Source organism: Leeuwenhoekiella sp. ZYFB001 (genome assembly GCF_011784865.1).
Taxonomy (GTDB): domain Bacteria; phylum Bacteroidota; class Bacteroidia; order Flavobacteriales; family Flavobacteriaceae; genus Leeuwenhoekiella; species Leeuwenhoekiella palythoae.
The window spans coordinates 3,337,660-3,364,041 of record NZ_CP050460.1 but is presented as its reverse complement, the minus strand read 5'-3'; the positions used below and the strand labels follow the sequence as shown (position 1 = coordinate 3,364,041).

The following is a 26,382-nucleotide window of genomic DNA, read 5'->3' as shown; positions in this document are numbered from 1 at the left end:
CGACTATGTAAAAATATTGGCACGGCTTTGACTAAAAAAGCAGCAATTTTAAGATTGATGATCAAGTTCTAAAAGGGCAGGACAGTGGTCACTGTGCTTGGCTTCAGGCAGGATTACTGCGCGTTTTATTTTATCTTTTAAAGGTTCACTGACCATATTATAATCAAGGCGCCAGCCCTTATTATTTGCGCGGGCATTTGCGCGATAACTCCACCAGCTGTATTGCTCAACATCGGGATTAAGGTGTCTGAAGCTGTCTGTAAATCCGCTGTTGATAAAACCGCTTAGCCACTCACGTTCTACCGGGAGAAAACCGCTTACATTTTTGAGCCTAACAGGATCGTGAATATCTATAGGTTCGTGACAGATGTTGTAATCGCCGCTCACAATAAGGTTAGGTCTGGTTTTGCGCAATTCTTCAGCATATTCCTGAAAATCTGCCATATATCTTAGTTTATGCTCCAAGCGGTCAATATTGGTTCCGCTAGGTAAATACATACTCATAATGCTCAGATCACCAAAATCTGCTCTGATATTTCGGCCTTCGTGATCCATGTAATCAATTCCGGTGCCGTGCACGATATTGTCTGGTTCTTTCTTGCTTAAAATAGCAACGCCGCTATAGCCTTTTTTTTGAGCACTAAACCAATAATCGTGGTAACCGGTTTCTTCAAAAAGATCAATGTCTAATTGTTCTTTATGGGCTTTGGTTTCCTGTAGTAAAAGCACATCTGGGTTGGCTGCCTTTAACCAATCAAGGAGCCCTTTGCGTATTGCAGCCCGTATTCCGTTTACGTTATAGGTGATTATTTTCATGCTTAAATTTTGGATTTTGGCGAAGTTAGGTATTTCGGTATAAAATGGGTGTTGGCGGTTGCAATACAATTCTATTGAGCATAGTAGGTTTTAGGCTTTTTCACGTAGTTTTATAGCCGATGCGTCACCTTGTTTTGATATTATGCTTTGGGATTGCTGCAACTGGTATTGCGCAGGATTTTCAATTTAGTGACAGCAGGGTCAAACGCCTGGCGGTGCGGGACACAATGCTGATAGATTCGGTAAGTATCAATCCGGTGGAATTTGCCGTTTATACACTTTCAGGAATGCAACTCGACAGTACCGCCTATGCTATTGATTATGGGCGGGCTCTTTTCAGCTTAAACGCGCAAGCGCCTACAGTAGATTCTTTGAAGTTTAAGTACCGGGTGTTTCCTGATTTTTTAACCAAAACCTATTTTGAATATGATCCTGATCGTGTAGTTAACAGTTCGGGTAATCTGAATAAAGTCTACGCGCTAAAGGAAGAAGAGAATACAGCGGTTTTTACTCCGTTTGACGGCTTGACCACTTCCGGGAGTTTGGTGCGCGGTGTGACTGCCGGAAACAATCAAAACAGTACTTTAACCAGTGAATTGGATCTACAGATTACGGGGAAATTGAGTGAAAAGGTATCGCTGCGCGCGTCACTGCAAGATGCTAATCTTCCGCAGCAAAATGGAGGTTACTCTCAACGGCTTGATGAATTTGATCAGATTTTTATTGAATTGTTCAGCGACGATTGGAACATCAGAGCCGGTGATATCAATCTCGAAAACAACACCTCTTATTTTGGAAGGTTTACAAAAAAGGTTCAGGGGTTATCGCTTTACGGGCGTATCAATCACGAGTCTTCACAAACCGAAGCTTTTGCCACAGGAGCGCTCGTACGCGGCGTTTTTACACAAAGCAGATTTACCGGGCAGGAAGGCAATCAAGGTCCTTACAAACTTACGGGTCCCAACGGCGAACTGTATGTACTCATCGTTAGCGGAAGCGAGCGCGTTTTTGTGAATGGGGTTTTATTAGAACGCGGAGAAACTGCAGATTATGTGATAGATTATAATGCGGGAGAATTACGTTTTAACCCCACATTTCCCATAACCAGCGAGATGCGTATTTCGGTAGAGTATCAATATAGCGAGCAAAATTTCACCCGAATTATCGCGTATGCCGGTGGTGGGCATCGCAGTGATGATGGTAAACTGCAGTTGAATGCGCATGTGTATTCTGAGAATGATGCTAAAAACCAACCTTTGTTGCAAAACTTAAATCAAGAGCAAGTCGCTGTGTTGCAAGAAGCCGGCGATAACAAGGAATTGATGATTGCACCCAGTGCCAATCTTGACTCGTACAATGAAAACAAGATTTTATACCGAAAGTTTTTTCAAGACGGAAGAGCGGTTTATGAGTTTTCAAATAATCCTGAAGAGGAGTTGTACAATGTGCGGTTTACTGAGGTTGGTGCTAATCAAGGAAATTATGTGTTGACCAATGCTTCGGCGATCAACAGGATTTATGAATATGTCGCTCCGATCAACGGTGTTGCACAAGGCAGTTATGCGCCTGTATCGCGTTTATTTGCGCCTACACAATTACGAATGGCGGTGGTGCAAGGGGCGTATAATCCTTCAGAGAAAACGAGTGTATCCTTCGAAGGTGCAGCAAGCAAAGAGGATCTCAATTTGTTTTCAGATTTAGATGATGGTAATAATAAAGGTTTTGCAGGTCGATTGAACCTGGCGCAGACGCTTTATGAACAAAACCAAAGCAAGCAGCTTACGGCCTTTGGGACGCTTGATCATATTCAGAATACCTTTCAAAATGTAGAGCGTACCTACGCAATTGAGTTCAGTAGAGATTGGAATTTGCCGCTGCTTCCTCAAGGCGATCAAACCTTGATCACTTCAGGAATACAATATCAAGATACCGCAGTAGGGGTTGTGAATTATAGCTTTGAACATCTACAGTATAGTCAGAACTATTCGGGAAATCGAAATATGCTAAGCGGAGCGCTTCGGTTTAAAAAATTACGCACGCAATTTAATGCCAGCTATTTAAAGTCTGAAGCAGACACCGCAAACACCCGATTTTTTAGATTGAATGCCGCAACAATTTATGGATTCAGAAAAGCCTGGGTGGGAGCCAAAGTTCAAGCAGAAGATAATGTGAGCCGGAATCCGGTTTCTGGGGTTTATGACCCGTTGAGTCAAGGTTTTAAAGCGTATCAAGGTTTTGTGGGTAAAGGAGATAGTACAGCAGTTTTTGTGGAATTGGGCTATCGCTATCGTGTGAATGATAGTTTAAGGGGCAACAGCTTGCAAGAGGTAAACCATAGCAATACGTATTATTTAAAATCCCAACTGATACAGAATGAAAACACGTCTTTAGGGCTATATGCAAATTACCGACAACTACGATATACAGACCAAAGTTATGAAGATGAGCAATCGCTAAACTCCCGAATTTTATATGATCAAAAGTTGTTCAAAAATCTGATACGGCTCAATACGGTTTTTGAAACCAGTAGCGGAACTTTGCCTCAGCAAGAATTTACCTATGTGAAAGTAGATGAGGGTTTAGGAACTTATACGTGGATAGATTACAACGCAGACGGTGTTCAGCAACTCGAAGAGTTTGAGGTGGCGCAATTTCAAGATCAGGCAGACTTTGTGCGGGTTTTGTTACCCAATCAGATTTTTGTGAAAACCCATCAAAATAAATTGAGCCAGATCATCACCTTTAATTTGCAACAGTGGAGTGGTAAAAACGGATTCAAAAAATTTGCTTCTCACTTTTACAATCAAACCAGTTATTTAATTGACCGCAGGGTCTTGCGGGAAGGTGATACTTTTAACTTGAATCCTTTTAAAGAAGTAGATAATACGCTAGGATTGAACCTGAATTTTAGAAATACGTTTTTCTTTAACAGAGGGAAGCAAAAGTATACCTCAAGTTATACTTATTTAGCAAATTCAACGCGCAATTTGATTTCGTTAGGATTACAAACTAATGAATTGCGCAGTCATCAGTTCACCTTTTTACACAAGATAAAATCCAGCTATCTGTTTAATTTTAATGCAGATTTAGGAACCAACAGCAGCACATCAGAGAATTTTGAACAGCGCAATTACAGTTTAGAAACCTTTGAACTAAACCCAAAACTTTCTTATTTGTTTAATGACAATACCCGTTTAGAAGCTTTTTACACGCTTAATAGGAAAGAAAATACCTTAGGTGAATTGGAGCAATTAAACCAGCAAAATTTTGGGATGGCTTTCGCATATAGCAACGCCGAAAAAGTCTCCTTTAATATCGAAGCAAATTATATCAAAAACTCATTTAGCGGTAGTGCGTTTTCGCCAGTAGCTTACCAGATGCTCGAAGGCTTACAGCCCGGATCTAATTTCACTTGGAATGTTTTAGCACAGAAGCGCCTGACCAAATTTTTAGATTTGAATCTGGCCTATTTCGGTAGAAACAGCGAGGATTCAAGAACGATTCACACGGGCACCGTGCAACTGCGTGCTATTTTTTAAACTTCAGTATAAAATTTAAAACCTTATTTAACGATGATCTTTTTTGATTGTCCGCCGGTTCTGTTACCAATTCGTACGATATAAACTCCACTTGAGGCGTAAGACATATCTAAATCATAAACATAGCTACCGTATTCATTTTCGATCCAGTTTTCGGCTAATTTCTGACCAAGAATAGAATAAACACTTACCGCCATTTTTTCGGTGGTTTCTTCGGTGCTTAAAGAAATCTGAAAATGATTTTGTTCCGGCTCAAGAATTACGAGTTCGCTCTCAGGAAAAATATTCTCTTCAACCGAGAGGCTATTAAAAATACGCACGCTGTAATCATTGGTACGACCATACGCGAGTTCGCCACAAGCGTCTGTCACATCACCTTCGTATTCAGAATCAGCCCCACGCACGCGCATTCTATATGTTCCTAAGGCAACGCCCTCCGGCAATTCAAGTTCAAATTCGGCATCCACATCGGCAAATGGTGCGGTTCCGCTAGAAACCAGTTCAGAAGTTTCAAAGCCACCATTGTTATTAAAATCGATAAAAATGGCATAATCCGAATTTTGATACCCCACTTGAAGCACACCTGTATAAGGATCGTTCTGAATATCAAGATCAAAAACGGTGTCAAGATCAGCAGTATAGCCGGTTTCGGAACATGCTGTGGTGACTGTGGTTCCTTCTAAATTTATCTGAGTAACACCATCGCCAAAACCACTACAATTAGAGACGGGTTGACAATAGTCATTGGTAACCGTTACCGAAGCGATGTCGTTAGAAGTATCGCTATCGGTTTCTAAAGCGGTACCCGCGGTAATCTCATAAGTACCAATTGCCGAAAAATCTTCTGTGGTGCTGAATGTAAATGTTTCTGAAGTCTGTGCGGCGATGCTTCGATCAAAAGTTTCTGTGACCTGCTCGCCATCATTCAATTGATAATATACGGGGAAGTTGCTCTGAGCATCCTGCCCGTAATTAGTAACTGTAACCGAGATTGCGATTGCAGCGCCTAGACCTGAGTCAGATTCAGGAGTGTCTATAGAAGCCACACCAACATCATTTTGCCAAAGATTTTTCACCGTAATCGACATGGTGTCGTTGCTGGTATCTTCATCATTTTCAAGGTTGGTAGACGCTTCAATGGTGTAATCTGCACCAATGGTAGATAGATCTGCGGTTTGTGTAAAGGTGTAGCTTGCCGTTTCGTTAAAAGCAAGCGATCCTGTGTAGGTTTCTTCAACCGTTACGCCATCTACAGTGTAACTTACCGGAATACTGGTTTGCGTGGTACTCCCGGCGTTTCTAATGGTTATGCTTATGCTTTCGGTGGCAGAGAGCGCACCATCTTGTGGACTATCAATAGCAATAACCTGAACGTCATTTGCATTGTCTGGCGCCAGTTTAAAAACACTTACAATATCGGTGCGCTGCGGATTAAAGTATTCTGAAATAAACCAGAAGGTTTCATCATCAGCCGGGTCAATCGTAAGGTGTGTATAATCTGCATAACGCTCTGAAGTGCTAACGCCTGTACTGCTCGCTAAAAACGCTTCAGGGACAGACATTTCACCTAATGGATCATTAGTATATCTTCCTGTAAAGTTTAAGGTAACCGGCAGATCTGCACTTACGGTGGTATAACCCATCGCGATGCTGCCGGCGCCATCCATTGCCATACTAGCACCAAAGGCGTTGTTTCCGGTAGGAGAAACATAAGTGCCTTCCTGATAAATCGTCCACGGTTGGCCATCGCCTGTTTGCCGTAGTTCATACCAGCGAATTCCGGCTTGTTCTTCGCCAAGAGGGGCAACATTAACCACAAAATTAAAAATAGCCGAATTGTGATCGTCAAATTTTCTAAACTGTGCCTGATTCATCACGGTCCCTTGCATCGCATCGATCTCTGCGCCTGCAGGCTGAGGTAAGTTAGAAAAACTTCCGCCGTCAAAAACACCGTCAAAATCGCTTATGGTAAGAATTTCGGGTTGAGAAATGCTTGAATTTTCTGGCGTGTCCCAGTCGACGTCCACCGTCCATAATTTTAAGTGATCATCATCAACTCCAGACCAGCCGTCATCTTGAAAATATAAAACAGTAGCCCCGCCGGTCGTTGGAGCATTAGCTGTGCTGATATTGAAAAATTGCGGACTATAAAAGCCGGTTCGTTGCAGGGTAGGTAACGGAAATCCTAAAAATCCCACGTCGCTCAACCCTTGAAGCATTTTTTCACGCTCCATTACAAATACAGCATCCCCGGTCGCATCGCCACCCGAAATAGCAATGTTTGAAGTAATATAATAGCCATCGTGCCACACAGAATATTTAGGATAATCAGGGAATGCACCGGTTTCAAAACCGGCGGTATAAACATACCAACCGTCATTTACAGGGTCAGAACCTTGACAAATAGCAATGTTTAAACCATTGTCAAAGTCGTTGTCTGCATCGCTTTCATCCTCATTTTCAAATTGGGTAATGATAAAGCGATCTGCGGGTGCGTCGTACAACACAATTGGATCACCGGCTTCATTTCCTTCAAAAAGAGTTCCCAGACTGGCGGCTTCGGTTAATGCGTTTCCGTTTTTGTCAAAAATTGCAAAACCTACATTCCAAGCAGCTACATAATGGTTGGGACCGGCAGCGCCTGTAGGGTCAGAAGGCGTAAAATTTGAAACATTAGCTTCAAATACGTTAATGGGCTCTAACGTGTAGGATTTAGAATCAGACTTGTTTTTTTGGTCTTGCTTCTTGATCAGTGGGTCACCATCTTTTGGGAAGCCCTTTCCCGGAACCACTTGATTTGCGCGGCGTCGCTTCGGGTTAATTTCTTCTGGATTGTGGGATCTATCAGCGGCCTTGAACGTACCATTTTTAAGCTGTGAAGCAAGGCTTGGAACTTCGCGCACAAATCGCATTTTACCATAAAGTGTAGGCTTTTCTTTTTCCTGACCAAAAGCAGTAGTGCCTAAACTGCTAATAATAAATACAATAAAAAAAGCTAAAAGAGTAGTATGATGGAATTTCAAGGTGTAGCGTTGTTTCATTTTCAGTGTATTAGGTCTTTAAATGTACGAAAGTTTAGCCTATAAGGTTCAAAAAAAGCCCCTTGCGGAGCTTCTTTTTTATCTATTAAAATGAGACGTGATTATTGCGCCCAATGTTTAAAATCTATCTTTTCGTGTAAGATTGTAGCCAGTTCACTGATTTTTACACGCTTTTGTTCCATGGTGTCGCGATCGCGAATGGTTACGCTTTCATCTTCTAAAGTATCGTGATCTACAGTGATACAAAATGGCGTTCCGGCAGCATCCTGACGGCGATATCTGCGCCCTACAGCATCTTTTTCGTCATAGGTTACATTGAAGTCGTATTTTAAATCGTCGATGATTTTTTGAGCAACTTCAGGTAATCCATCCTTTTTAATTAGCGGAAGAATCGCAGCTTTCACAGGCGCTAAAATCGCAGGAAGTTTTAAAACGGTACGGGTAGAACCGTTTTCTAATTCTTCTTCTTCTAAAGATTTTGAGAATACCGCTAAGAACATACGGTCAAGACCTATTGAAGTTTCCACCACATAAGGCACGTAGTTCTCATTCAATTCAGGATCAAAAAACTGAAGCTTTTTACCAGAGAATTCTTCATGTGCTTTAAGGTCAAAGTCGGTACGGCTGTGAATTCCTTCTAATTCTTTGAAACCAAATGGAAAATCAAACTCGATATCTGCTGCTGCATTTGCATAATGTGCTAGCTTCTCGTGATCGTGAAAACGATAATTTTCTTCACCAAGCCCTAGCGATAAATGCCATTTTAGACGGGTTTCTTTCCAGTGCTCGTACCATTTAAGTTCGTCACCGGGACGTACAAAAAATTGCATTTCCATTTGTTCAAACTCACGCATTCTAAAAATAAACTGACGCGCTACGATCTCATTTCTAAACGCTTTTCCGGTTTGAGCAATCCCAAAAGGGATCTTCATTCTTCCGGTTTTTTGCACGTTCAGGAAGTTTACAAAAATTCCCTGAGCGGTTTCTGGTCTTAAGTAGAGATCGGTCGCAGTTTCTGCGGAAGCACCCAATTTAGTCCCAAACATCAAGTTGAATTGACGCACGTCTGTCCAGTTTTTTGAACCGGTATCCGGGTCTGCGATGCCTAACTCTTCGATCAAAGCTTTTACATCAGCAAGATCTTCTGCTTCAAGAGAACGCGCCATACGTTGTAAAACGGTTTCCTGTTCCTTGCGATAACGTAAAACACGTGGATTTGTGGTTACAAACTCCTGCTCGTCAAATTTGTCTCCGAAGCGTTTTTTTGCTTTTGCTATTTCTTTAAGCGCTTTTTGATTCAGCTTTTCAGCATAATCTTCGATCAACACATCGGCACGATAGCGCTTTTTAGAATCCTTATTGTCAATAAGTGGGTCGTTAAATGCATCAACGTGCCCGGAAGCCTTCCACGTAGTGGGATGCATAAAGATCGAAGCATCGATACCCACGATATTCTCGTGCATTTGCACCATACTTTTCCACCAGTAATCACGTATGTTTTTCTTGAGCTCGGCTCCGTTTTGACCGTAGTCGTAAACAGCGCTCAAGCCGTCATAAATCTCGCTACTCCCAAAGATGTAGCCGTATTCTTTTGCGTGTGATATTACCTTTTTAAAATGATCTTCCTGTTGTGCCATTTGGTATGTTGCTTTTGTATTTGATTTTGGTTGTTTGGCTGTTGCGAAACAAGGAGGTAAAAATAAAAAAACCGCAGCAATGCAGCGGTTTTTTATACGATGATTTTTAAAGCCGCCTTATTCGAGTTCTACAACGCTATTGCTGAGTAAGCGGTCATTTTCAAACAAATTAATACGGTATATTCCGGGGTCAAATTCTTCTGCCATTGGGTTGATCCAAACGCAACTTTGTAGTTCTTCGTTTTGATAGTTGATCTGCTGGTACGCGCTATAGATCAAAATATTCTCACCAAAAGCAAGCGAAACGTGCTCGCCCATCACATTATTTTTGGGGTTGATCACCTGAATGTAGAAATCGTGAATTCCGGGTGCCGCTAACACATTCTCGTTGATGGTGTAACAAATTTCAATTTTATCAATGCGGCCCGCACGGTCGTTCGGCACCGTTTTACCACTGCGGCGCAAGATCACCCCGCTGGTTCTAAATTTGCTAACCGTGAGTTGAGCGCCTTTTGTGAGGTTTTCTTGTAGCGCTTCATTTTGCTGTTTTAGTGAATCCCGTTCTACAATGCTTTCATCAAAAGCAGCTTCGGCATTGGTTTTTTGAGTTACTAATAGGGCGTTTTCGAGCAGCAGGCTGTCGGCTTTTTTGCGCAACGCATCACGCTCGTCACGCAAGATGGCCAGCTCGCGTCTGTAATTTTGAAGCGTACTTTGTGTACTGTTTGATTGCTCTAAACGATACAGTAAGTTTTGAATACGAGAGCGGGCTTCTTTCAATTCTGAAGTGAGCAATTTATTCGTCTCAATTTCAGAATTGTAATTGGTTAACAGGTCACTCAACTCTTCTTTGAGAAGTTCTTTTTCTTCAGACAGCGCCACTTTACTGGCGCTTAGCTCGTGGTAAAATTTGTAGGTGTAGCCACCCATCCCCAGGAGCAATAGAAAAAGTATACCGATAAGAATCTTTAAAGCATTGTTATTGCGAGTAGCACTCATGCAGCCTATTTTGATATCTTAGTGCGAAAGTTATAATAATTAATCAAAATGAGATGAAGTCTTTGCTGAAACTCTTCTTTCCTGATCAATGCAGCGCTTGTGACGAACTGCTGAGCGAGGGAGAAGCGTTTGTTTGTACTTCGTGCAGGCACACCCTGCCTGTGACTCATTTGCATACTACAACGCTCAACCCTATACAAAAATTATTATACGGCAGAACAACTATTCACCTTGAGGCGTCTTTGTTCTATTTTGATAAGAAAACACGGGTTCAGCAACTTATACACAATTTAAAATATCGCAGGCAAGAACAACTTAGCCCGTTTATGGGAAACTGGTTGGGGAGCCAGCTTGCTGAAGCTCCTGCATTTACTGCGATAGACTGCGTCATCCCGGTACCTTTACATAAATCTCGATTACGAGAACGCGGCTATAATCAGGTGGCGGGATTTGGTAAAGCGATTGCGCACTGCTTAAATAAGCCGTATCACGATGCTATTTTATATCGAACAAAAGCAACGCGTACACAGGTATTTTTAAACCGTGTTTTTAGAGGAACCGAAGTTTTAGACTCTTTTGCAGTTACCGAAACCGCAAGCCTTCAAGGGAAGCATATTTTGCTAGTAGATGATCTAATCACTACAGGAGGAACCATCGAAGGTTGTGCGCTCGCCTTGCAGCAAATACCAGACATTAAATTGAGCGTTGCCGTGATGGCAATAGCCCAGTGATTTTTTCGTTTTAGAACGCAGCTTCTTTTCTGATGATTATCAAAAAGCACTGCTGTCTCATCTTTAAAAATAATCGTTACTTTGCGCTGTTATGTCAAAAAAGGTTTTACAGCTCGTTTCTGTTTCTATTTTACTGCTTTTTGTGGTACAATGTGCCAAACGTGGTACTCCTACAGGAGGGCCCAAAGATGAAACACCGCCGGTTTTGGTGCGTGCTGATCCTCCCAATTACACCACAAATTTTGACCGAAAGGAAATCAGAATCTATTTTGACGAGTATATCAAACTTAAGGATATAAGTAAAAACCTTATCGTTTCTCCACCGATGAACCCTAAAGCGCAAGTGAGTCCGCAGGGGAGTGCATCGCGGTATATTGATATTCAGATCACAGATACGCTTACGCCAAATACTACCTATCAATTCAATTTTGGCGAAAGTGTTACAGATAACAATGAGGGTAATGCGTTTCCGTTTTTTAAATATGTTTTTTCTACTGGGGATTATATAGATTCTCTTAATGTAACCGGGGTTATCAGAGATGCGCTCTTGCAAAAACCAGATGAGTATGTGACCGTGATGCTTTATGAGGCCGACTCGACGTATTCTGATTCTATCGTTTATAAAGATGTGCCGCGCTACATTACTAACACTTTAGACAGCACTGTGGTTTTTGAACTTACCAATGTGAAAGAGGGGCGTTATAAGTTGGTAGCGATGAAGGACGATGCAAACAACTATACCTTTCAGCCAGATAAAGATAAAATCGCTTTTTATGATGGTTTTATTGAGGTGCCTACAGATAGCGTATATGTTTTGCGCTTGTTTAACGAGCAATTAAAAAGTGAAACCGGAAGACCAAAACAAGCATCAGCACAGCGCATTGCGTTTCCGTTTACCGGAAATCCTGATAGTATAGATGTAAAATTGATCAGTGCTAAACCCGAAGGTTTTGAACGCCTGGTAACACTTAAAAAAGGTCAAGATTCGTTACAATACTGGTACAAGCCTCAGGTAGAAACAGATTCGTTGATTTTTGAAACTTACGGAAATAAGCAGTTGCTAGATACGATGTACATTAGAAAGCGTGGTTTAAAGCCAGATTCGCTTCAGATTCAATCGGTGACCAGCAGCTTGATCTTAGAAGAGCCTTATCTGTTCAACACAACCATCCCTGTGGTGGCGGTTGACACTTCAAAAATCAAAATCAGCCGAAAGGACTCAACATTAGTTGAAGCGTTTCAGGTGAATTTATTCCCTGAGAAATTGCAGATGTCGCTCAAATTTGAAACGGAAGAAAATGAATCGTACAGCATTCAAATGCTTCCGGAAGCGCTTACCGATTTCTACGAATCTAAGAATGATACGCTCAATTTTAGTGCTTCAACAAAAGCCTACGGCGATTACGGTGAGTATGATTTAACGTTGCAAGGCGCCGCAGACGTACAACACATAGTGCAATTAGTGACCGAAAAAGGTGATGTAAAACGTGAAATAATTGGAGCACCGGGCACCACAGTATTTCAGTTTAACCGAATTGAACCCGGAAAATACTATGCACGTGTGATCGTAGATCTTAACGAGAATGGTAAATACGATACCGGAAATTATTTGGAGCAAAAGCAACCGGAAGAAGTCTTATACTATCCGGATTTGCTGGATTTACGCTCGGGCTGGTATCCTAAAAATACTTTTATTCTAACTCAGGAATAAGCTGAACATCACATTAAAATTTTGCTATTTCAATTCAAACGCATCCTGATCGGCGAGAAAATTCAGTTGGTTGCGGGTTTCTTCTAAATGGGCTTTGCTTAAGGTTGCATAAATAGTTTTTTCTTCCGCTTCCGCGAAAGCTAAAGTAGCGCCCAGACTGTCGTAAATTCCGCTATAGCCGTTGTATTCATAATTGCCGCCATCAAGGCCTACACGATTTACACCTATGCAGTAACTCATATTTTCTATTGCCCGTGCTTTAAGTAAAGTATCCCACGCAAAAACGCGTTTTTTAGGCCAGTTGGCGACATAGAGCATCACGTCATAATTAGATGTATTGCGCGCAAAAACAGGAAAACGCAAGTCATAGCACACCTGCAATAAAAATTTAAAGCCTTTGTAGGTAGCGATTACAGGTTTTTCACCGCGTTTGTAAACCTTGTGTTCACCCGCTAGGGTAAAGGTGTGGCGTTTATCATATGTAGTGCTGTTGCCGTCAGGAGTAATAAAATAAAAGCGGTTGTAATAGTTATCGTGCTCTTGAATCATCAAGCTTCCGGCAAGTGCGGCTTGCTTAGCTTTTGCAGTAGCTTTCATCCACGCAACCATATCGCCGGTATCAGCAATACCTTTAGGATTCATACTAAAACCTGTTGCAAACATTTCGGGTAGAACAATGAGGTCTACACCACCTATCTCGCTTATTTTTTGATCAAAATACGAACGATTAGCTTCCGGGTTCTCCCAAGCGAGATCTGCTTGAATTGCTGCTATTTTTAAGGTGTCTTGCATAATTTAAAAGTACAAAAAGCTGTTGAGGTTAGGACAAAAAAATACCCGCTGCAACGCAGCGGGTATTGGAATCTTAAATATACTTATATATATCTTGGCTTATAGTACGCGTACTTGCGCAGCTACCATACCTTTTCTTCCTTCTTCTTCGATGTACTCAACTTGGTCACCTTCTTCTAACACTTCACCGTTAAGACCGGTTGCGTGTACAAAGATGTCCTTGCCTGTGTCATCGTTAGTAATGAATCCGTAACCTTTTGATTCATTGAAAAATTTAACTGTACCTTTCATTATAAAGTTGTAAAAAAATTAATATTGATACAAAGCTACGTGTTTAAACAACACAAAAGTTAACTTAAGGTAAATTTATTTTTACAAAAGTTATTGATTTTCAGAATTTTTGCGTGATTCTTTACTTTCATTGAAGTCTCTCATCTTCCTTATGTTATCTTCATCAAGCATATAATCTTTCACGTTGCGGTCTTTCCAACGGTGATATAAAAACATCGGCATCAAAATAAAGGCAACGGCCAAAATGGTTAGGCCTAAAAACCGATCACCCGTTAGGGTATCTTCCGTAAAATATCTGAGATAAAAGCCGTAACCTAAGGTTAAACAAAGAATGCAAAAAAGTATGATTATCGCGTTGCGCATAGTACTTTGAGTTAATTTATTTTTTACTGAAATGATATTCAAAACTTACACCTATCCCTAAACTGCTGTTCTTTTCAGGAATGGGGCGTTGCCTGGTTTGCGTAAATGAAAGTTGATCAAAATCCTGACGTAAGTCTAAAGTCGTATAAACCAAGTATGCCGAAATTAAAAAACGCTGATCAAAGTCAAGATAACCTTCAAGCCCCAGGGCAAAATCAAAGTAATCCTGTCGGTTCTTATAATTAACTGATTCTTGCAGCTGCAATCGTGCGGGGTTATTTTCAGTTTTAAAATACGAACTGGTATACTTAAAGTTTCCAAAGCTATATTCGGGCCAAAAGAAGAGCCAAACGTCTTCAGGCTTTGAGAGCCTGATTTTAGTTCCTACGCTTACAAGATTACCTGTGTAATTGGTGCGTAGCTGTTCTTCTGTAGTTTCCGTAAAAACCGAAGCATCGTTTAGCGCCCCAATGTTATGCTTAAAAGCCAGTTTAGGAGCGATCCAAAAGTCTGAGAATAAACCAAAGCCTAGCTGAATATCATAAAATCCATTTTCTTTAAAACTCTTGTTTCTAAAGCCGTTGAGTTTGGCAAAAACTGACGGACTGATATCTTGAGCGTATGCCGAAAAACAAAAAACGCAGCATATAATGATAACGTACTTTTGTTTGAACATGGGCTATTTTCTTGAAAAGCTCACCAGCATACGTCTATACGCGGTAAGGAGTTTTGATTTTGAAATGAAGCCGTGGTATTTTCCGTCTTTGATCACGGGTAAATTCCACGCGCCACTGTCCTGAAACTTGCGCATCACTTCTTTTGCGGGATCAGATTCTAGGTAAATATACTCCGGCGCGGCGTGCATTAAGCTGCCCACTTTTGTCGTGTCATACAGCGACGCATCAAACATAATTTCTCTGATATCATCAAGGGTGATTACGCCTACGAGTTCGTCTTCTTCGTTCACCACCGGAAATAAATTTCGGGTAGATTTCGCGACTGCACATTTTACCATTTCGCCTAAAGTCATATTCGGTTTAACCCGAATGAAATTAGACTCAATGATCTGATCAACATTTAGTAAGGTAAGCACCGCCTGATCTTTATCGTGTGTGATGAGTTCGCCTTTTACGGCAAGTTCCATCCCGTAAACCGAATGCGGCAAAAAGTATTTATTAATTCCATAGGCGATGGCCGCAGTGATCATCAGTGGAATAAAAAGCCCGTAACCACCAGTAATCTCGGCAATAAGGAAAATTGCAGTAAGTGGTGCGTGAAGTACTCCCGCAAGTAAACCGGTCATTCCCACAAGGGTAAAATTACTTTCTGAAATATGAACACCGTTAATGCCCAAGTTGTTGATGACTTTTGCAATGCAATTGCCCATCACGCTGCCCATAAAAAGAACAGGAGCAAAAATACCCCCTATTCCACCACCGGCAAAGGTTATGGCAGAAGCGATCACTTTAAAAAGTACCAGACCTGCAAGCAGTGCGATTACCACCCAAATGTTTTCAAGATAATCACTAAAAAAAGTTTCGCCCAGAGCACTTATCGTGTTGCCCTCAAGCAGCTGGTTGATAATGTCAAAACCTTCACCATACAAGGGTGGAATAAAAAACAGAAGCACACCCAGCGAAGCGCCCGCAATGATAAGTCTGGTTGTAGCTGAGGTCCACCTGCTGTAGAACTTTTGAGTCGCAAAATAGGCTTTACTAAAATACACCGAAGTCAATCCTGCAACTACGCCAAGAACCATATAGTATGGAAAATCTGCAATAGTAAAAGCATCCTTAAGCTCAAAAGGTAAAATAGTATCTGATCCAAAAAAGAAATAGGAAGTTAAGATCGCCGAAAGTGATGCCAAAAGTAACGGCATCAGCGATAACAAAGTAAGGTCTAGACTAAAGACTTCTACGGCAAATATGATCGCTGCTATGGGGGCTTTAAAAATGCAAGACATAGCACCCGCTGCAGCACAGCCTAACAGTAAATTGCGGTGCGCTTGATCCATATGAAAGATGCGGGAGAGGTACGAACTAATTCCTGCACCGGTAACCACTGTAGGGCTCTCTAATCCTACCGATCCTCCAAAACCTACGGTGATCGGCGCGGTAATTAAAGAAGCGTAAACCTGATAATTGCGTAATAAACCTTTTCGCTTTGCGATAGCGCGCAGCGTCATAGGAACCCCGTGACTCAGCGGATTTCTAATGATAAATTTTACGATAAGTACCGTAAGAGCAAGACCTATAATCGGGAACAAAAAGTAAAACCCATACCTGTAATTCTCAACGAGTTTTCCTTCAAGAAGATTTTGAATTACGTGAGTAAAGTTCTTGATCAAAACAGCTCCTAGACCGGCAAGAAGCCCTGTGATCACACTTAAAAAATAGATAAATGTGGTCTTAGAAATATGCTTGTAGCGCCAGGCGTGAAAGCGATGTAAAAGAGGTTTTTTACCAGGCATTATCACTCGATTTATTGCCGCAAAAGTAAGGTGTATAAATCAAAATATAGTATAATTAGAAATTAATTATACAAAACAGAAAACCCCGCCGAAGAGGCAGGGTTTCAATATTTTAGCAAGCGTACGTTACTAGCAATACTCGTTAAAAGCATCTACAAGATTATCTGCAATAAGTTCTGCAGGACGCCCTTCAATATGATGACGCTCCAACATATGTACTAATTCACCATCTTTAAATAACGCCATTGAAGGTGAAGAAGGAGGAAACGGCACCATAAAATTACGTGCAAGCTCTGTTGCTTCGCGATCTACACCGGCAAAAACAGTGTATAAATTATCTGGAGTTTTTGCATTTTGTAAAGCCATACGCGCTCCCGGTCTGGCATTTGCCGCTGCACAACCACATACTGAATTTACCACAACAAGCGTGGTTCCTTCTTTTTTCATAGCTGCCTGTACATCGTCTGTTGTATGTAATTCTGTGAAACCTACAGAAGTAAGGTCTTCACGCATAGGTTTTACTAATTCTGCTGGATACATAAGTTCTTTTTTAATTTTGGTTTACAAAGATATAAAATAATAGTCGGGCATAAGTTGTAAACCCTACGTTGAGCATCTGCTTTTTTATTTGGGCGCATCTTTGCCTAGGGGCAAAGTCAGGCTTTCGGCCGTCGCTGTTTGCAATGTTGCTCATTGCAAACGAGCTCCACAAGGCCTCAATCCTTTGCGCATACGTTTAAAGAACAAAGCAGGTCTTGACCAAACACGTGACGTACAATCCTATCACTGCGAGTAACAATTTGTCATATTTGCGACCTACCTGTAGCAAAGGCTTTATTTTTGCACGGGTTTATAAACACTGCCAAAAGGTATAAAACTCTGTCCCGATGATCATCGGGTTGGCTAGTAATTAAAAAGTAGGAGGGTTGATTGCAACAAGCAAATAAACCAAAACCGAATAAAAAAGATTAAATGATACGATGGATAGGAGCCATCATAGGCTTTGCTTACCGAGGATTTCTAGGTGCGGTTGCAGGCTATGTGATTGGGATGCTCATAGATAATTTGTTTTTCAATAAAAGTGACGGTCAAGCTTCGGGCAGAAGTCGCTCGCCATTTAGTGGTGGGCAGCAAACAGTAACTCCGGGAGATTTTGAGCTGAATTTACTTTCGCTTTGCTCTATAGTTATCAAAGCAGATGGGCAAGTGAGTCAGCGGGAGATGGATTATGTGCGCCAGTATTTTGTGCAAGCTTATGGTAAAGAGCGCGCCAATGCGACTTTTAGAACCTTTAATGAGGTGGTGAAAAAGCGTGAGGTAAATGCGCAGCGTATTTGTGCGTATTTGGTACAGCGTACACGCAGAGAAGTTCGATTACAAATTGTTCACTTTTTATTTGGGATCGCTCAGGCAGACGGAAACGTTTCTACCGCAGAGGTGAATCAGATCTCAAGTATTGCGGGGTATTTAGGATTAAGCCGCAATGAGTTTGAAGGACTTAAAGCGATGTTCTTTAAAAATTCTGATAGTGCGTATAAAATATTAGAGATTGATAAATCTGCAACTGATGCCGAAGTAAAGAAAGCTTATCGCGATATGGCAAAAAAATACCATCCAGATAAACTACAGCATATGGATGAAGCCTATCGCGCCGGAGCAGAAGAAAAGTTTAGAAATGTGCAGGACGCGTATGAAACCATTCAAAAAGAGCGCGGGATGTAGTATTTGCTAGAAGTTAATCCGTACAACTAAAAAGCCCTTTAATTATTGAAATTAAAGGGCTTTTTAGTTGTGTATGTAGTGTTTTGATTTTCAGATTTTTAAGTGTTATTTTTGATGTGAAGATTTTTATGGTGTAACTTTTTTGAAGGCCATACTTTTTAAAGTTTCCATACGTTACACTGTTGTTAATTAACGCTTTAAAGCCCCCTCTGATGAACAAGTACTACCTACTTGTCTTAGTTTTTTTATTTACATACCTAGGCGGTTATACGCAGCAGGTAAGTGTTGATAGTCCGCGACCTGCGCAGGATTTGGTGAACACTCTTGTAGGTGATGCTTGCGCTGAGATCAGCAATATTGCTGTTTCTTCAACTCAAGCTGCAGGATTATTCTCTAATAATGGCGGTCCGTTTCCGTTGGCTAATGGTGTGGTTTTACGTACGGGTAATGCACGATTAAGTGGCGGGGCTTACACAGGAAATGAAGCTCAATTGAGCAGCGAACTCAACACCAACGGAGATGCGTATTTGCAGAGCATCAACGACGCTACCGGTACAAGTGCACCTATTGAAGAAACGGCTTTTTTAGAATTTGATTTCGTACCGCTTTCTAGCGATTTTAGCTTTGATTTTATTTTTGCTTCTAATGAATATGGAGAATGGCAGTGTTCCTCACAGGATGTAGTGGCATTTATCCTTACTGATCTGAACACCGGAACTTCACAAAACTTGGCACTCACACCTTCGGGAGAAGAGGTTTCCGTGCGCAATATTCGGGATGATCAGAATAATGCGAGCTGTAATTCGGTCAATCCGGGGCTTTTTGATTCGTATGAGGTGACCAATGCACAATCTACCATTAATATGCGTGGCTATACCCAAGTGCTTACGGCTTCTAGTACTTTGACGCCCGGTACCTCCTATAATATTCGCATTGTGATAGGAGACTCCAATGATACTAACTTTGATTCGGCGATTTTTTTGGCTGGCGGAAGTTTCAATACCAGTGTTGATCTAGGCCCTGATCTGGTTTTATGCAGCGGAGATTCAACAACACTTTCTACAGGTTTAGACGCTACGGTCTATACGCATCAATGGTTTTTAAACGGAAGTGCTATTCCCGGTGAAACCGGAAGTACGTTAACTGTTTCCAATAATGGTACGTACCGCGTAGAAGTTTCTAATAATGGCTGCGTGATCGCAGACGAAGTTGCGGTAAGTCCGCTTTCAATTACTGCTCCCGAAGATCTAATTGCTTGTTATAATAACGGAAATCCTTCAAGTTTCAATTTGACCCAAAACGATGCGAGTGCTTTGGGGCTGAGTAATGCCCAATTTGAGGTGGTGTATTATGCCAGCACAACAGCTTTAAGCACAAATCAACCTATTCCAGAGTCTGAATTGAACGCGTTTCAGAGTACTGGTCAGCGCATATTTATTCGTTTGCGTAATTTAAATACAGGTAATTTTTGCGGAGGCAGCTATTCTTTTATGCTTGAGCAACGCCCTGAAATTCGAGTTACTACTCCCAACCCTTTACAAGCCTGTGCACGCCCCGGAAATGACGTGGCAGTCGATTTGACACAGCTTAATAACGAAATCTTAAATGGTCAAAATCCGGCACTTTTCAATATTACCTATTATGAAAATCAAGCCGATGCAGATGCGATGATCAACGAAGTCTTCTCACCTTATGTGATTTCCGAAGGCACAACAACGCAAAACTTTGTGGCAAGGATTTCATTTGCAGACGAAGATGCCTGCTACGAGACGGTAGAGGTTACGGTTGAAGTCAATGATTTACCACCAGTAGATCAATTGGCAGATGTGATCACGTGTAATGCATACGAACTGGAGCCTTTGACAAACGGCAATTACTTCTCAGGCTCCAACGGAAGAGGCACTCCGTATAACGCAGGAGACATTATTACAGAAGATATGGTCTTATTCATTTATAACGGTCCGGATGCTAACGGTTGTAGTAATGAGACCTCTTTCAGTATTACTTTTGTTTCTGAATACGACTTGTCAGACCGGGAGTCTTGTGGTGCTTTTATCATTCCTTCGACCTTAGCCGGTGGTTTTTATACGGCAGCAGGTGGACCCGGCGGGGGCGGAACACGTTTAAACCCGGGAGATGCGCTTACCACTTCACAAACCATTTATTTTTATTTTGAAGAAAATGGTGCGGTATGTCGTGATGAGGCTTTTAATATTACGGTCTTTCCGCTTCCTCCTGTTGATGAGCCGGCAGATGTAGTGGCTTGTAATAATTATACCTTACCCGCATTAACCAATGGGAGTTACAACACCGAGCCCGATGGCACCGGTACTCTTCTAAACGCAGGCGATGTCATTTCTTCTACGCAAACCATCTATATCTTTAACGACGATACCAGGTGCACCAATTCTCACGAATGGCGTGTTTTTATAGTTCCTGAATTTGACAATCTGGATGCTTGTGGTTCTTATACCGTTCCCGAAGTAGAGGAGGGTGCGTTTTATACCGCGGCTGCGGGCGGAGGAAGTGTCATCCCAGAAGGTACGGTGTTTACCACCTCTCAACGTATCTATTATTATGTGAATACAACTACAGGATCTAATTGTACCACAAATGCATTTTTTGATGTTAATGTGATCGCGATTCCGCCGGTAGATACGCTGCCAGATCAATTGTTGTGCGAGGGCGAAACATACACCTTACCCACTTTAACCGATGGAGAATATTTTACCGAAACCGAACGCGGCGGCACGCAGCTTTTCGCCGGAGATGTGATCAATGAATCGCAAATTATTTATATCAATAATGAAGTAAGCGGTTGCCAGAATCAAACTCAATTTGAAGTTGAAATACGACCGTTACTTCCTGTAGATAATTTGACCTTCGTGTACAGTTGTGAACCGTATGTGCTTCCTGAATTAGAGAATGGACAATATTTTACACAGCCTATGGGAGCGGGAGATCAGCTTTTTGCGGGAGAAGTCATCACTGCTACGCGTACAATTTATGTATATAACGCGTATGATGATTTTACCTCTTGTTATAGCGAAAATACATTTACGATAAATATTCTTGGGGTGGAGGTCGAGCAATTTAACGACACGGCGCAATGTGACAGCTACACTTTACCGGCGCTGGCTGTGGGTGATTATTTTACTGAATCTGGTGGACAGGGAACCCAACTGAACCCCGGAGATGTATTGATTACAACTCAGGAAGTTTTTGTTTACACGCGTAATGGAACCCGCTTTTTCTGTGAAGATGAAAGTAGTTTTACAGTTACCATTTCTGAAACTCCGGTTTTGGTTCCGGAGCCTGATGTGGAGCAGTGTGGCAGCTACATGCTTCCAACCTTATCTCAAGCCACTTTTACACAAGGCTATTATTTGGGGCCAAATAAACAAGCTCCTATTGATCCTGCTGATTACGAATTGCTGCCGGGTACTTATACGATTTATAAGTATGCCGAAGCCACTGATAATGCAAACTGTTTTGCCGAAGATGTATTTGAAGTCACCGTTTATCCACTTCTAAATTTTTCTGTGGAAGGTGGAACACTGTGTCGCAATGCTACTACCGGAGAAGTAGAAAATCCTGTGCTACTCGATTCTGGTCTTGATGCTTCAGAGTTTTTGGTGAGTTGGTTTTTAGATGGGCAGTTAGCAGGGCAGGGCAGCACGTATACAGCTGTCGAAGCTGGTGTTTACAGCGTTTCTACCCAAAAATTGAATCCTGAAGTAGGAGCAGCCTGTAATTATAATCCCACTACAGTTGAGGTTTTTGAGTCGGCTGAGCCTGTTTTTGATGTTGAAGTTTCTCAACCTTTTGAAAATGTCTCTGAAATTGCTGTTACGGTAACGGCCGGCTTTGGAGAATATGAATATCGTTTGGACGATCAAGCATTTCAAAACACGCCACGCTTTATAAATGTTTCTCCGGGTACGCATCTCATCACCGTACGCGGAGTTAACGGTACTTGCGGTGCTGCTTCGGTAGAGGTTCAAGTGATTGATTTTCCAAAGTATTTTACACCCAATAATGATGGTTATCACGACACCTGGAATATTACTTCGCTTGAAGATTTCCCTGAAGCGCAGATCTTTATTTTTGATCGCTTCGGAAAATTATTAAAAAGTTTATCGCCTCAAGGTCCCGGCTGGGACGGAACGTATCGCAATCAGAATATGCCGTCTGACGATTACTGGTTCACGGTAGAATATACATTTGAAGATACTCCGGCAGTATTCAAATCGCATTTTACGCTCAAGAGATAGAAAGACTTGATTTGAGAGCTTTCGACCCTATGCATTTTCATAAACTTATCGTAAACCGAATTTTATCAGTAAGTTAGAAGGGTTGAAGATTAACCAAATTCAGAATGCCTTTCTTATGAAAAATAAAATTTTAGCGCTGCTTTTGTTAGTAGTTGTCAATGCCATTGCCCAAACCGCAGAAGAACGCGAGATCATCAATGTTTTAGAGAAAGAATCAGCTACTTGGCGTGCAGGCGATGTGGAAGGTCACGCAAGCTGCTGGGCGGTCAAACCCTATAGTCGAATTTTGATCTCTACGGGAGATGGGGAGGTGATTGATCTTGACCCTCAACTGATGATCAACCCACCGGAAGGTATGATGGGCAACGGAGGAACTTCGGTGAATTCAAATTATAAATTTCATATCAATGGGGATGAGGCTTGGGTAAGTCACGACGAGCAATCAACGGCAGCAGATGGTAGTGTAAGCAAAACTATAGAAATACGAATGCTCGAAAAAATCAAAGGCAGTTGGAAGCTTACCGGGCAGTCTATTCACGTAAAAAAGGATAGAACTAATTTGACGGCTATTGATTCTATCAGGCTGAGTGATCCCTATATTTTAGCAGATGAAGCGACCCAAACCTACTATATGACCGGCACCGGCGGTAAAATGTGGAAAAGCAAAGATCTGGCATACTGGGAAGGTCCGTTTGATGTTGTAGAAACCGATCCCAATTCGTGGATGGGACCTAAACCTATGATCTGGGCGGCAGAATTACATCAATACAAAGACAAGTATTATGATTTTGCGACCTTCACTAACAGGGCGGTGAAGATCGATACCGTTGACGGAAATGTTATCGAGCGACGTGCGAGTCATATTTTGGTTAGCGACACTCCGGATGGACCTTACAAACCTATGGAAGACGACATTTATTTACCCGCAGATATGCCAACCTTAGATGGAACTTTTTGGGTAGATGAAGACGGTAAACCGTATATGGTGTATTGTTACGAATGGTTGCATAATGGCAACGGGACCATAGAGAAAATTGAACTGAAACCTGATCTAAGCGGTTCGATGGGAAAAGCCGAATTGTTATTTAGAGCGAGTGATTCTCCCTGGTCTCGCGAAAAAGATAAAGATGGAAATGACAAACCCAATAAAGTTACTGATGGTCCATTCCTATTTAAAACCGAAACCGGAAAATTAGGAATGCTGTGGACCAGCTGGATCTATGACGAGTATGTGCAAGGCGTAGCCTATTCTGAAAGTGGCACGTTAAACGGACCGTGGATTCAGGAAGAAAAACCGATCACGCCACGCAATTATGGTCACGGTATGTTGTTTACAACTTTTGATGATAAAACACTTATGGCAGCGCACAGTCACGCGGTGGTAAATGGTAACTATCACAGAGTTCCACATTTGTTTGAGGTAGATCTTTCAGGAGATAAACTCAGGGTTGTTGCGCCGTATACGCCTTGATAGTAGGATTTTTAATGAATGTTTAGTTGTACATTTAAACCGCAATTCAACTTTAAAATTATGAGACGAGTAGTAGTGATCCTTTTTCTTTTAGTTCAAACTATTTCTCAGGCACAAGATTATAAATCAAATATTAAAGCATCTTTTTCAGACTATCTAGACGCTATTGTAAATCTAGAATTCGAGAGATCAATGGATTATATGTTGCCTGAGTTTTTTGAAATTGTTCCTAGAGAACAGTTAGTGGGTTTAATGGAGCAGACCTTCAATAATCCCGATATTCATTTTAAAATAAAAAATCCTGAAATTTTAAAAGTTGAAGATGCACAAAAGATCGATGGAAAGTACTACGCTTTGTTGACTTATGCTAACGATATGGAAATACAATTACAAGCAGAAGCAGATGAAACAAGCGAGGAGAAGGGTATGCGGGTGAGCTTAACGCAAGCTGCCTTTGAGCAATCTTTTGGTAAGGATAATGTGGTTTATAATGATAGCCTAGATCAATACTTGATTCATTCAGAAAAAGACGTTTATAGCATTTCTGAAAATGGAGTTACAGATTGGAAATTTCTAGTGCTAGAAGAAAAGCAAAAGGCAATTTTAGAAAGGCTACTTCCAGCTCAACTGATTGAAGATTAAATTAAACAGCACAAAGACCGTTAAGCAATCTTTGTGCTGTTTTAATATGTGCTGAACTTACAAATTCATTCCGCCTGAAACTTCTATGCGTTGGCCGTTGACCCAGCGTGCTTCCGGCGAACATAAAAAGGCAACAACACCGCCAATATCTTCCGGTAATCCTGCGCGACCTAAGGCCGTCATTTGAGCAACTATATCGTTGGTTTTGGCATCATCACGTACGTGTCCGTTTCCAAAATCGGTTTCAATAGCGCCCGGTGCAACCACATTTGCTGTGATTTTTCGGTCACCCAATTCTTTAGCGAGATAACGCGTGAGTACTTCAATTGCACCTTTCATAGAAGCATAGGTTGAAGATCCCGGTAAACTGAAACGCGCCAAACCTGAAGATATATTAATGATTCTTCCGCCGTCATTCATATACGGTAATGCTTTTTGCGTTAGAAAGAAAACACCTTTGTGATGTATATTCACCATCTCATCAAATTGTTCTTCGGTGGTTTCCATGATTGGGGCATACAGCGCAGTTCCGGCATTATTGATCAAAAAGTCAAAATTGGGATGGCTTTCCTGCTCTTTTAAATGATTGGTAATTTGTGCGATAAAACCATCAAAAGATTTAACGTTGGCAGTATCTAGCTGAAATGCAGCAGCTTTTTGACCTAAGGCTTCGATTGCAGTCACCACCTCTTGTGCTTTATCTGCGTTACTGTGGTAAGTGATGAGAACATCAACACCGGTTTTTGCAAGGCTAAGCGCCATATCTTTGCCTAATCCACGGCTTCCGCCGGTTATCAAAGCGATTTTGTTTTTAGTTTCCATAGTTGTAGTATTTAATTATACTGCAAAGTTGCGGGAAACTAAAGGCTATTGCTTTGCAAGCATCAAAGCATAGTTTGTAAAAATCAAAGTAATCTAGGTTCTGAAGTTGAGCGGAGACAGTTGAGTTTGCTTTTTAAAGAAGTTAGAAAAATGAGCTACCTCTTCAAATCCAAGGCTAAATGCGATCTCAGACACCGTCCAGTCGGTTTGTTTTAGTAGAATTTTAGACTCTTGAATAATGCGTTTTTTGATAATATCTGTTGTGGTGCTGCCTAAGCTTTCTTTAAGTACTTTGTTGAGGTGATTCACGTGAATCGCAAGCCGATCTGCGTAGTCTTTAGCCGACCGTAATTGCAAGCGTTGCTGAGGTGATTCAATGGGAAATTGACGTTCAAGAAGCTCAATGAATAAAGAAATGATGCGCTTAGCGGCATTCTGATTGTTACTCACCTGATGCGCCGGACGCAGCTTTTGCCCGTAATGAATCAATTCAAGTAAATAGGTGCGCAGCAAGTCGTACTTAAACTCATAATCAGAAGCGATTTCTGTTTTCATTTTGCTGAAAATAGGCGCAATAGCCTCAGCTTGTTCATCTGAAATCTCAAATACGGGAAGACTTCCGGGCTGAAAAATAGGAAGTTTTTCAAGATCGATACCGCTTTTACTTTGCGTTAAAAACGCATCGGTAAAAACACAGAAAGAACCGTTTTGATCTTCATCTAAGGGAACCCAATGATAGGGTACATTAGGTGTTGCAAAAAGTAATGCGTTTGATTTTACCTCGATCACCTTGTCAGCATATTCTGCTCTGTTTTTACCGCGTATCAAGCTGATTTTGTAGTAGGCTCTGCGGTTATACGGCATTTCGTTTTTTTCTTTTACCGCCCTGATCGTTTCAGAAATATCAAAGACATTAAAATGCCCGATCTCTTTGTTGATGCCCGGAGGCAACAGCGTTTCTATTTCTTTGCCGGTAAAAATGGCGGCTTCCTTATAAAATGCTTCCAGACTGGTGTGCTGCATGATTCGAAATTACCTAATTGTAAAATTCAAAGGTAAGA

General features: G+C 41.5%; 19 protein-coding genes. 7 read left to right on the top strand and 12 right to left on the bottom strand.

Annotated elements, in window-relative coordinates; genetic code table 11:
* Positions 1-48: 48 nt before the first annotated feature.
* On the bottom strand, positions 49-816 hold the full coding sequence (locus tag HCN54_RS14385) for an exodeoxyribonuclease III (protein WP_167598330.1): 768 nt from the start codon (positions 814-816) through the stop codon (positions 49-51).
* Between the two features lie 119 nt (positions 817-935).
* Here HCN54_RS14385 and HCN54_RS14380 point away from each other — a divergent pair, with 119 nt between their 5' ends.
* A complete protein-coding gene (locus HCN54_RS14380) occupies positions 936-4,355 on the top strand; it encodes a DUF2460 domain-containing protein (RefSeq protein ID WP_167598329.1) in 3,420 nt (1,139 codons plus the stop codon).
* Positions 4,356-4,378: 23 nt separating this feature from the next.
* Here HCN54_RS14380 and HCN54_RS14375 read toward each other — a convergent pair whose 3' ends face one another.
* From HCN54_RS14375 to HCN54_RS14365, 3 genes are all read right to left on the bottom strand, one after another.
* Complete coding sequence (locus HCN54_RS14375; RefSeq protein WP_167598328.1) at positions 4,379-7,396, bottom strand: GEVED domain-containing protein; 3,018 nt, start codon at positions 7,394-7,396, stop codon at positions 4,379-4,381.
* A 101-nt stretch (positions 7,397-7,497) separates the two neighbouring features.
* Positions 7,498-9,033 (bottom strand): glycine--tRNA ligase, encoded by a 1,536-nt coding sequence (locus HCN54_RS14370; RefSeq protein WP_167598327.1) that lies wholly within the window; start codon positions 9,031-9,033, stop codon positions 7,498-7,500.
* Between the two features lie 117 nt (positions 9,034-9,150).
* A complete protein-coding gene (locus HCN54_RS14365) occupies positions 9,151-10,032 on the bottom strand; it encodes a hypothetical protein (protein WP_072980733.1) in 882 nt (293 codons plus the stop codon).
* 53 nt (positions 10,033-10,085) lie between these two features.
* Here HCN54_RS14365 and HCN54_RS14360 point away from each other — a divergent pair, with 53 nt between their 5' ends.
* A complete protein-coding gene (locus HCN54_RS14360) occupies positions 10,086-10,763 on the top strand; it encodes a ComF family protein (protein WP_167598326.1) in 678 nt (225 codons plus the stop codon).
* 91 nt (positions 10,764-10,854) lie between these two features.
* A complete protein-coding gene (locus HCN54_RS14355) occupies positions 10,855-12,474 on the top strand; it encodes an Ig-like domain-containing protein (protein ID WP_167598325.1) in 1,620 nt (539 codons plus the stop codon).
* Between the two features lie 24 nt (positions 12,475-12,498).
* On the opposite strand, the gene HCN54_RS14350 is transcribed toward HCN54_RS14355, so the two are convergent.
* The 6 genes from HCN54_RS14350 to HCN54_RS14325 form a co-directional block, all read right to left on the bottom strand.
* Positions 12,499-13,266, bottom strand: a complete 768-nt coding sequence (locus HCN54_RS14350; RefSeq protein WP_167598324.1) for an amidohydrolase — start codon at positions 13,264-13,266, stop codon at positions 12,499-12,501.
* A gap of 99 nt (positions 13,267-13,365) precedes the next feature.
* On the bottom strand, positions 13,366-13,557 hold the full coding sequence (locus HCN54_RS14345; RefSeq protein ID WP_009781881.1) for a cold-shock protein: 192 nt from the start codon (positions 13,555-13,557) through the stop codon (positions 13,366-13,368).
* A gap of 90 nt (positions 13,558-13,647) precedes the next feature.
* Positions 13,648-13,920 carry a hypothetical protein gene (locus tag HCN54_RS14340; protein WP_072980725.1) on the bottom strand — a complete coding sequence of 91 codons (273 nt, stop codon included), beginning with the start codon at positions 13,918-13,920 and terminating at the stop codon, positions 13,648-13,650.
* A 16-nt stretch (positions 13,921-13,936) separates the two neighbouring features.
* Positions 13,937-14,596 carry a hypothetical protein gene (locus HCN54_RS14335; RefSeq protein WP_167598323.1) on the bottom strand — a complete coding sequence of 220 codons (660 nt, stop codon included), beginning with the start codon at positions 14,594-14,596 and terminating at the stop codon, positions 13,937-13,939.
* A gap of 3 nt (positions 14,597-14,599) precedes the next feature.
* Positions 14,600-16,390, bottom strand: coding sequence for a chloride channel protein (locus HCN54_RS14330; protein WP_072980721.1), 1,791 nt, complete (start codon positions 16,388-16,390; stop codon positions 14,600-14,602).
* Between the two features lie 129 nt (positions 16,391-16,519).
* Positions 16,520-16,930 carry a BrxA/BrxB family bacilliredoxin gene (locus HCN54_RS14325; RefSeq protein WP_009781878.1) on the bottom strand — a complete coding sequence of 137 codons (411 nt, stop codon included), beginning with the start codon at positions 16,928-16,930 and terminating at the stop codon, positions 16,520-16,522.
* 432 nt (positions 16,931-17,362) lie between these two features.
* On the opposite strand from HCN54_RS14325, the gene HCN54_RS14320 reads away from it, so the two are divergent.
* The 4 genes from HCN54_RS14320 to HCN54_RS14305 all read left to right on the top strand — a co-directional run bounded on the left by HCN54_RS14320 (position 17,363) and on the right by HCN54_RS14305 (position 24,499).
* Positions 17,363-18,112, top strand: coding sequence for a TerB family tellurite resistance protein (locus HCN54_RS14320; RefSeq protein ID WP_167598322.1), 750 nt, complete (start codon positions 17,363-17,365; stop codon positions 18,110-18,112).
* 212 nt (positions 18,113-18,324) lie between these two features.
* Positions 18,325-22,386 carry a T9SS type B sorting domain-containing protein gene (locus HCN54_RS14315; protein WP_167598321.1) on the top strand — a complete coding sequence of 1,354 codons (4,062 nt, stop codon included), beginning with the start codon at positions 18,325-18,327 and terminating at the stop codon, positions 22,384-22,386.
* Positions 22,387-22,501: 115 nt separating this feature from the next.
* The gene (locus HCN54_RS14310) at positions 22,502-23,857 is read left to right on the top strand and encodes a glycoside hydrolase family 43 protein (RefSeq protein WP_240924896.1); all 1,356 of its coding nucleotides are present in this window, start codon (positions 22,502-22,504) and stop codon (positions 23,855-23,857) included.
* 60 nt (positions 23,858-23,917) lie between these two features.
* Positions 23,918-24,499, top strand: coding sequence for a hypothetical protein (locus HCN54_RS14305; protein WP_167598320.1), 582 nt, complete (start codon positions 23,918-23,920; stop codon positions 24,497-24,499).
* A 57-nt stretch (positions 24,500-24,556) separates the two neighbouring features.
* On the opposite strand, the gene HCN54_RS14300 is transcribed toward HCN54_RS14305, so the two are convergent.
* Both HCN54_RS14300 and HCN54_RS14295 read right to left on the bottom strand, forming a co-directional pair.
* A complete protein-coding gene (locus tag HCN54_RS14300; RefSeq protein ID WP_167598319.1) occupies positions 24,557-25,321 on the bottom strand; it encodes an SDR family NAD(P)-dependent oxidoreductase in 765 nt (254 codons plus the stop codon).
* 93 nt (positions 25,322-25,414) lie between these two features.
* Positions 25,415-26,344 carry a helix-turn-helix domain-containing protein gene (locus HCN54_RS14295; RefSeq protein WP_167598318.1) on the bottom strand — a complete coding sequence of 310 codons (930 nt, stop codon included), beginning with the start codon at positions 26,342-26,344 and terminating at the stop codon, positions 25,415-25,417.
* Positions 26,345-26,382: the final 38 nt, after the last annotated feature.

What these genes read in the sequence shown, in the direction of transcription:
- HCN54_RS14385 (WP_167598330.1), bottom strand. Translation starts at nt 816, where the DNA reads ATGAAAATAATCACCTATAACGTAAACGGAATACGGGCTGCAATACGC.
- HCN54_RS14380 (WP_167598329.1), top strand. Translation starts at nt 936, where the DNA reads ATGCGTCACCTTGTTTTGATATTATGCTTTGGGATTGCTGCAACTGGT.
- HCN54_RS14375 (WP_167598328.1), bottom strand. Translation starts at nt 7,396, where the DNA reads ATGAAACAACGCTACACCTTGAAATTCCATCATACTACTCTTTTAGCT.
- HCN54_RS14370 (WP_167598327.1), bottom strand. Translation starts at nt 9,033, where the DNA reads ATGGCACAACAGGAAGATCATTTTAAAAAGGTAATATCACACGCAAAA.
- HCN54_RS14365 (WP_072980733.1), bottom strand. Translation starts at nt 10,032, where the DNA reads ATGAGTGCTACTCGCAATAACAATGCTTTAAAGATTCTTATCGGTATA.
- HCN54_RS14360 (WP_167598326.1), top strand. Translation starts at nt 10,086, where the DNA reads ATGAAGTCTTTGCTGAAACTCTTCTTTCCTGATCAATGCAGCGCTTGT.
- HCN54_RS14355 (WP_167598325.1), top strand. Translation starts at nt 10,855, where the DNA reads ATGTCAAAAAAGGTTTTACAGCTCGTTTCTGTTTCTATTTTACTGCTT.
- HCN54_RS14350 (WP_167598324.1), bottom strand. Translation starts at nt 13,266, where the DNA reads ATGCAAGACACCTTAAAAATAGCAGCAATTCAAGCAGATCTCGCTTGG.
- HCN54_RS14345 (WP_009781881.1), bottom strand. Translation starts at nt 13,557, where the DNA reads ATGAAAGGTACAGTTAAATTTTTCAATGAATCAAAAGGTTACGGATTC.
- HCN54_RS14340 (WP_072980725.1), bottom strand. Translation starts at nt 13,920, where the DNA reads ATGCGCAACGCGATAATCATACTTTTTTGCATTCTTTGTTTAACCTTA.
- HCN54_RS14335 (WP_167598323.1), bottom strand. Translation starts at nt 14,596, where the DNA reads ATGTTCAAACAAAAGTACGTTATCATTATATGCTGCGTTTTTTGTTTT.
- HCN54_RS14330 (WP_072980721.1), bottom strand. Translation starts at nt 16,390, where the DNA reads ATGCCTGGTAAAAAACCTCTTTTACATCGCTTTCACGCCTGGCGCTAC.
- HCN54_RS14325 (WP_009781878.1), bottom strand. Translation starts at nt 16,930, where the DNA reads ATGTATCCAGCAGAATTAGTAAAACCTATGCGTGAAGACCTTACTTCT.
- HCN54_RS14320 (WP_167598322.1), top strand. Translation starts at nt 17,363, where the DNA reads ATGATACGATGGATAGGAGCCATCATAGGCTTTGCTTACCGAGGATTT.
- HCN54_RS14315 (WP_167598321.1), top strand. Translation starts at nt 18,325, where the DNA reads ATGAACAAGTACTACCTACTTGTCTTAGTTTTTTTATTTACATACCTA.
- HCN54_RS14310 (WP_240924896.1), top strand. Translation starts at nt 22,502, where the DNA reads ATGAAAAATAAAATTTTAGCGCTGCTTTTGTTAGTAGTTGTCAATGCC.
- HCN54_RS14305 (WP_167598320.1), top strand. Translation starts at nt 23,918, where the DNA reads ATGAGACGAGTAGTAGTGATCCTTTTTCTTTTAGTTCAAACTATTTCT.
- HCN54_RS14300 (WP_167598319.1), bottom strand. Translation starts at nt 25,321, where the DNA reads ATGGAAACTAAAAACAAAATCGCTTTGATAACCGGCGGAAGCCGTGGA.
- HCN54_RS14295 (WP_167598318.1), bottom strand. Translation starts at nt 26,344, where the DNA reads ATGCAGCACACCAGTCTGGAAGCATTTTATAAGGAAGCCGCCATTTTT.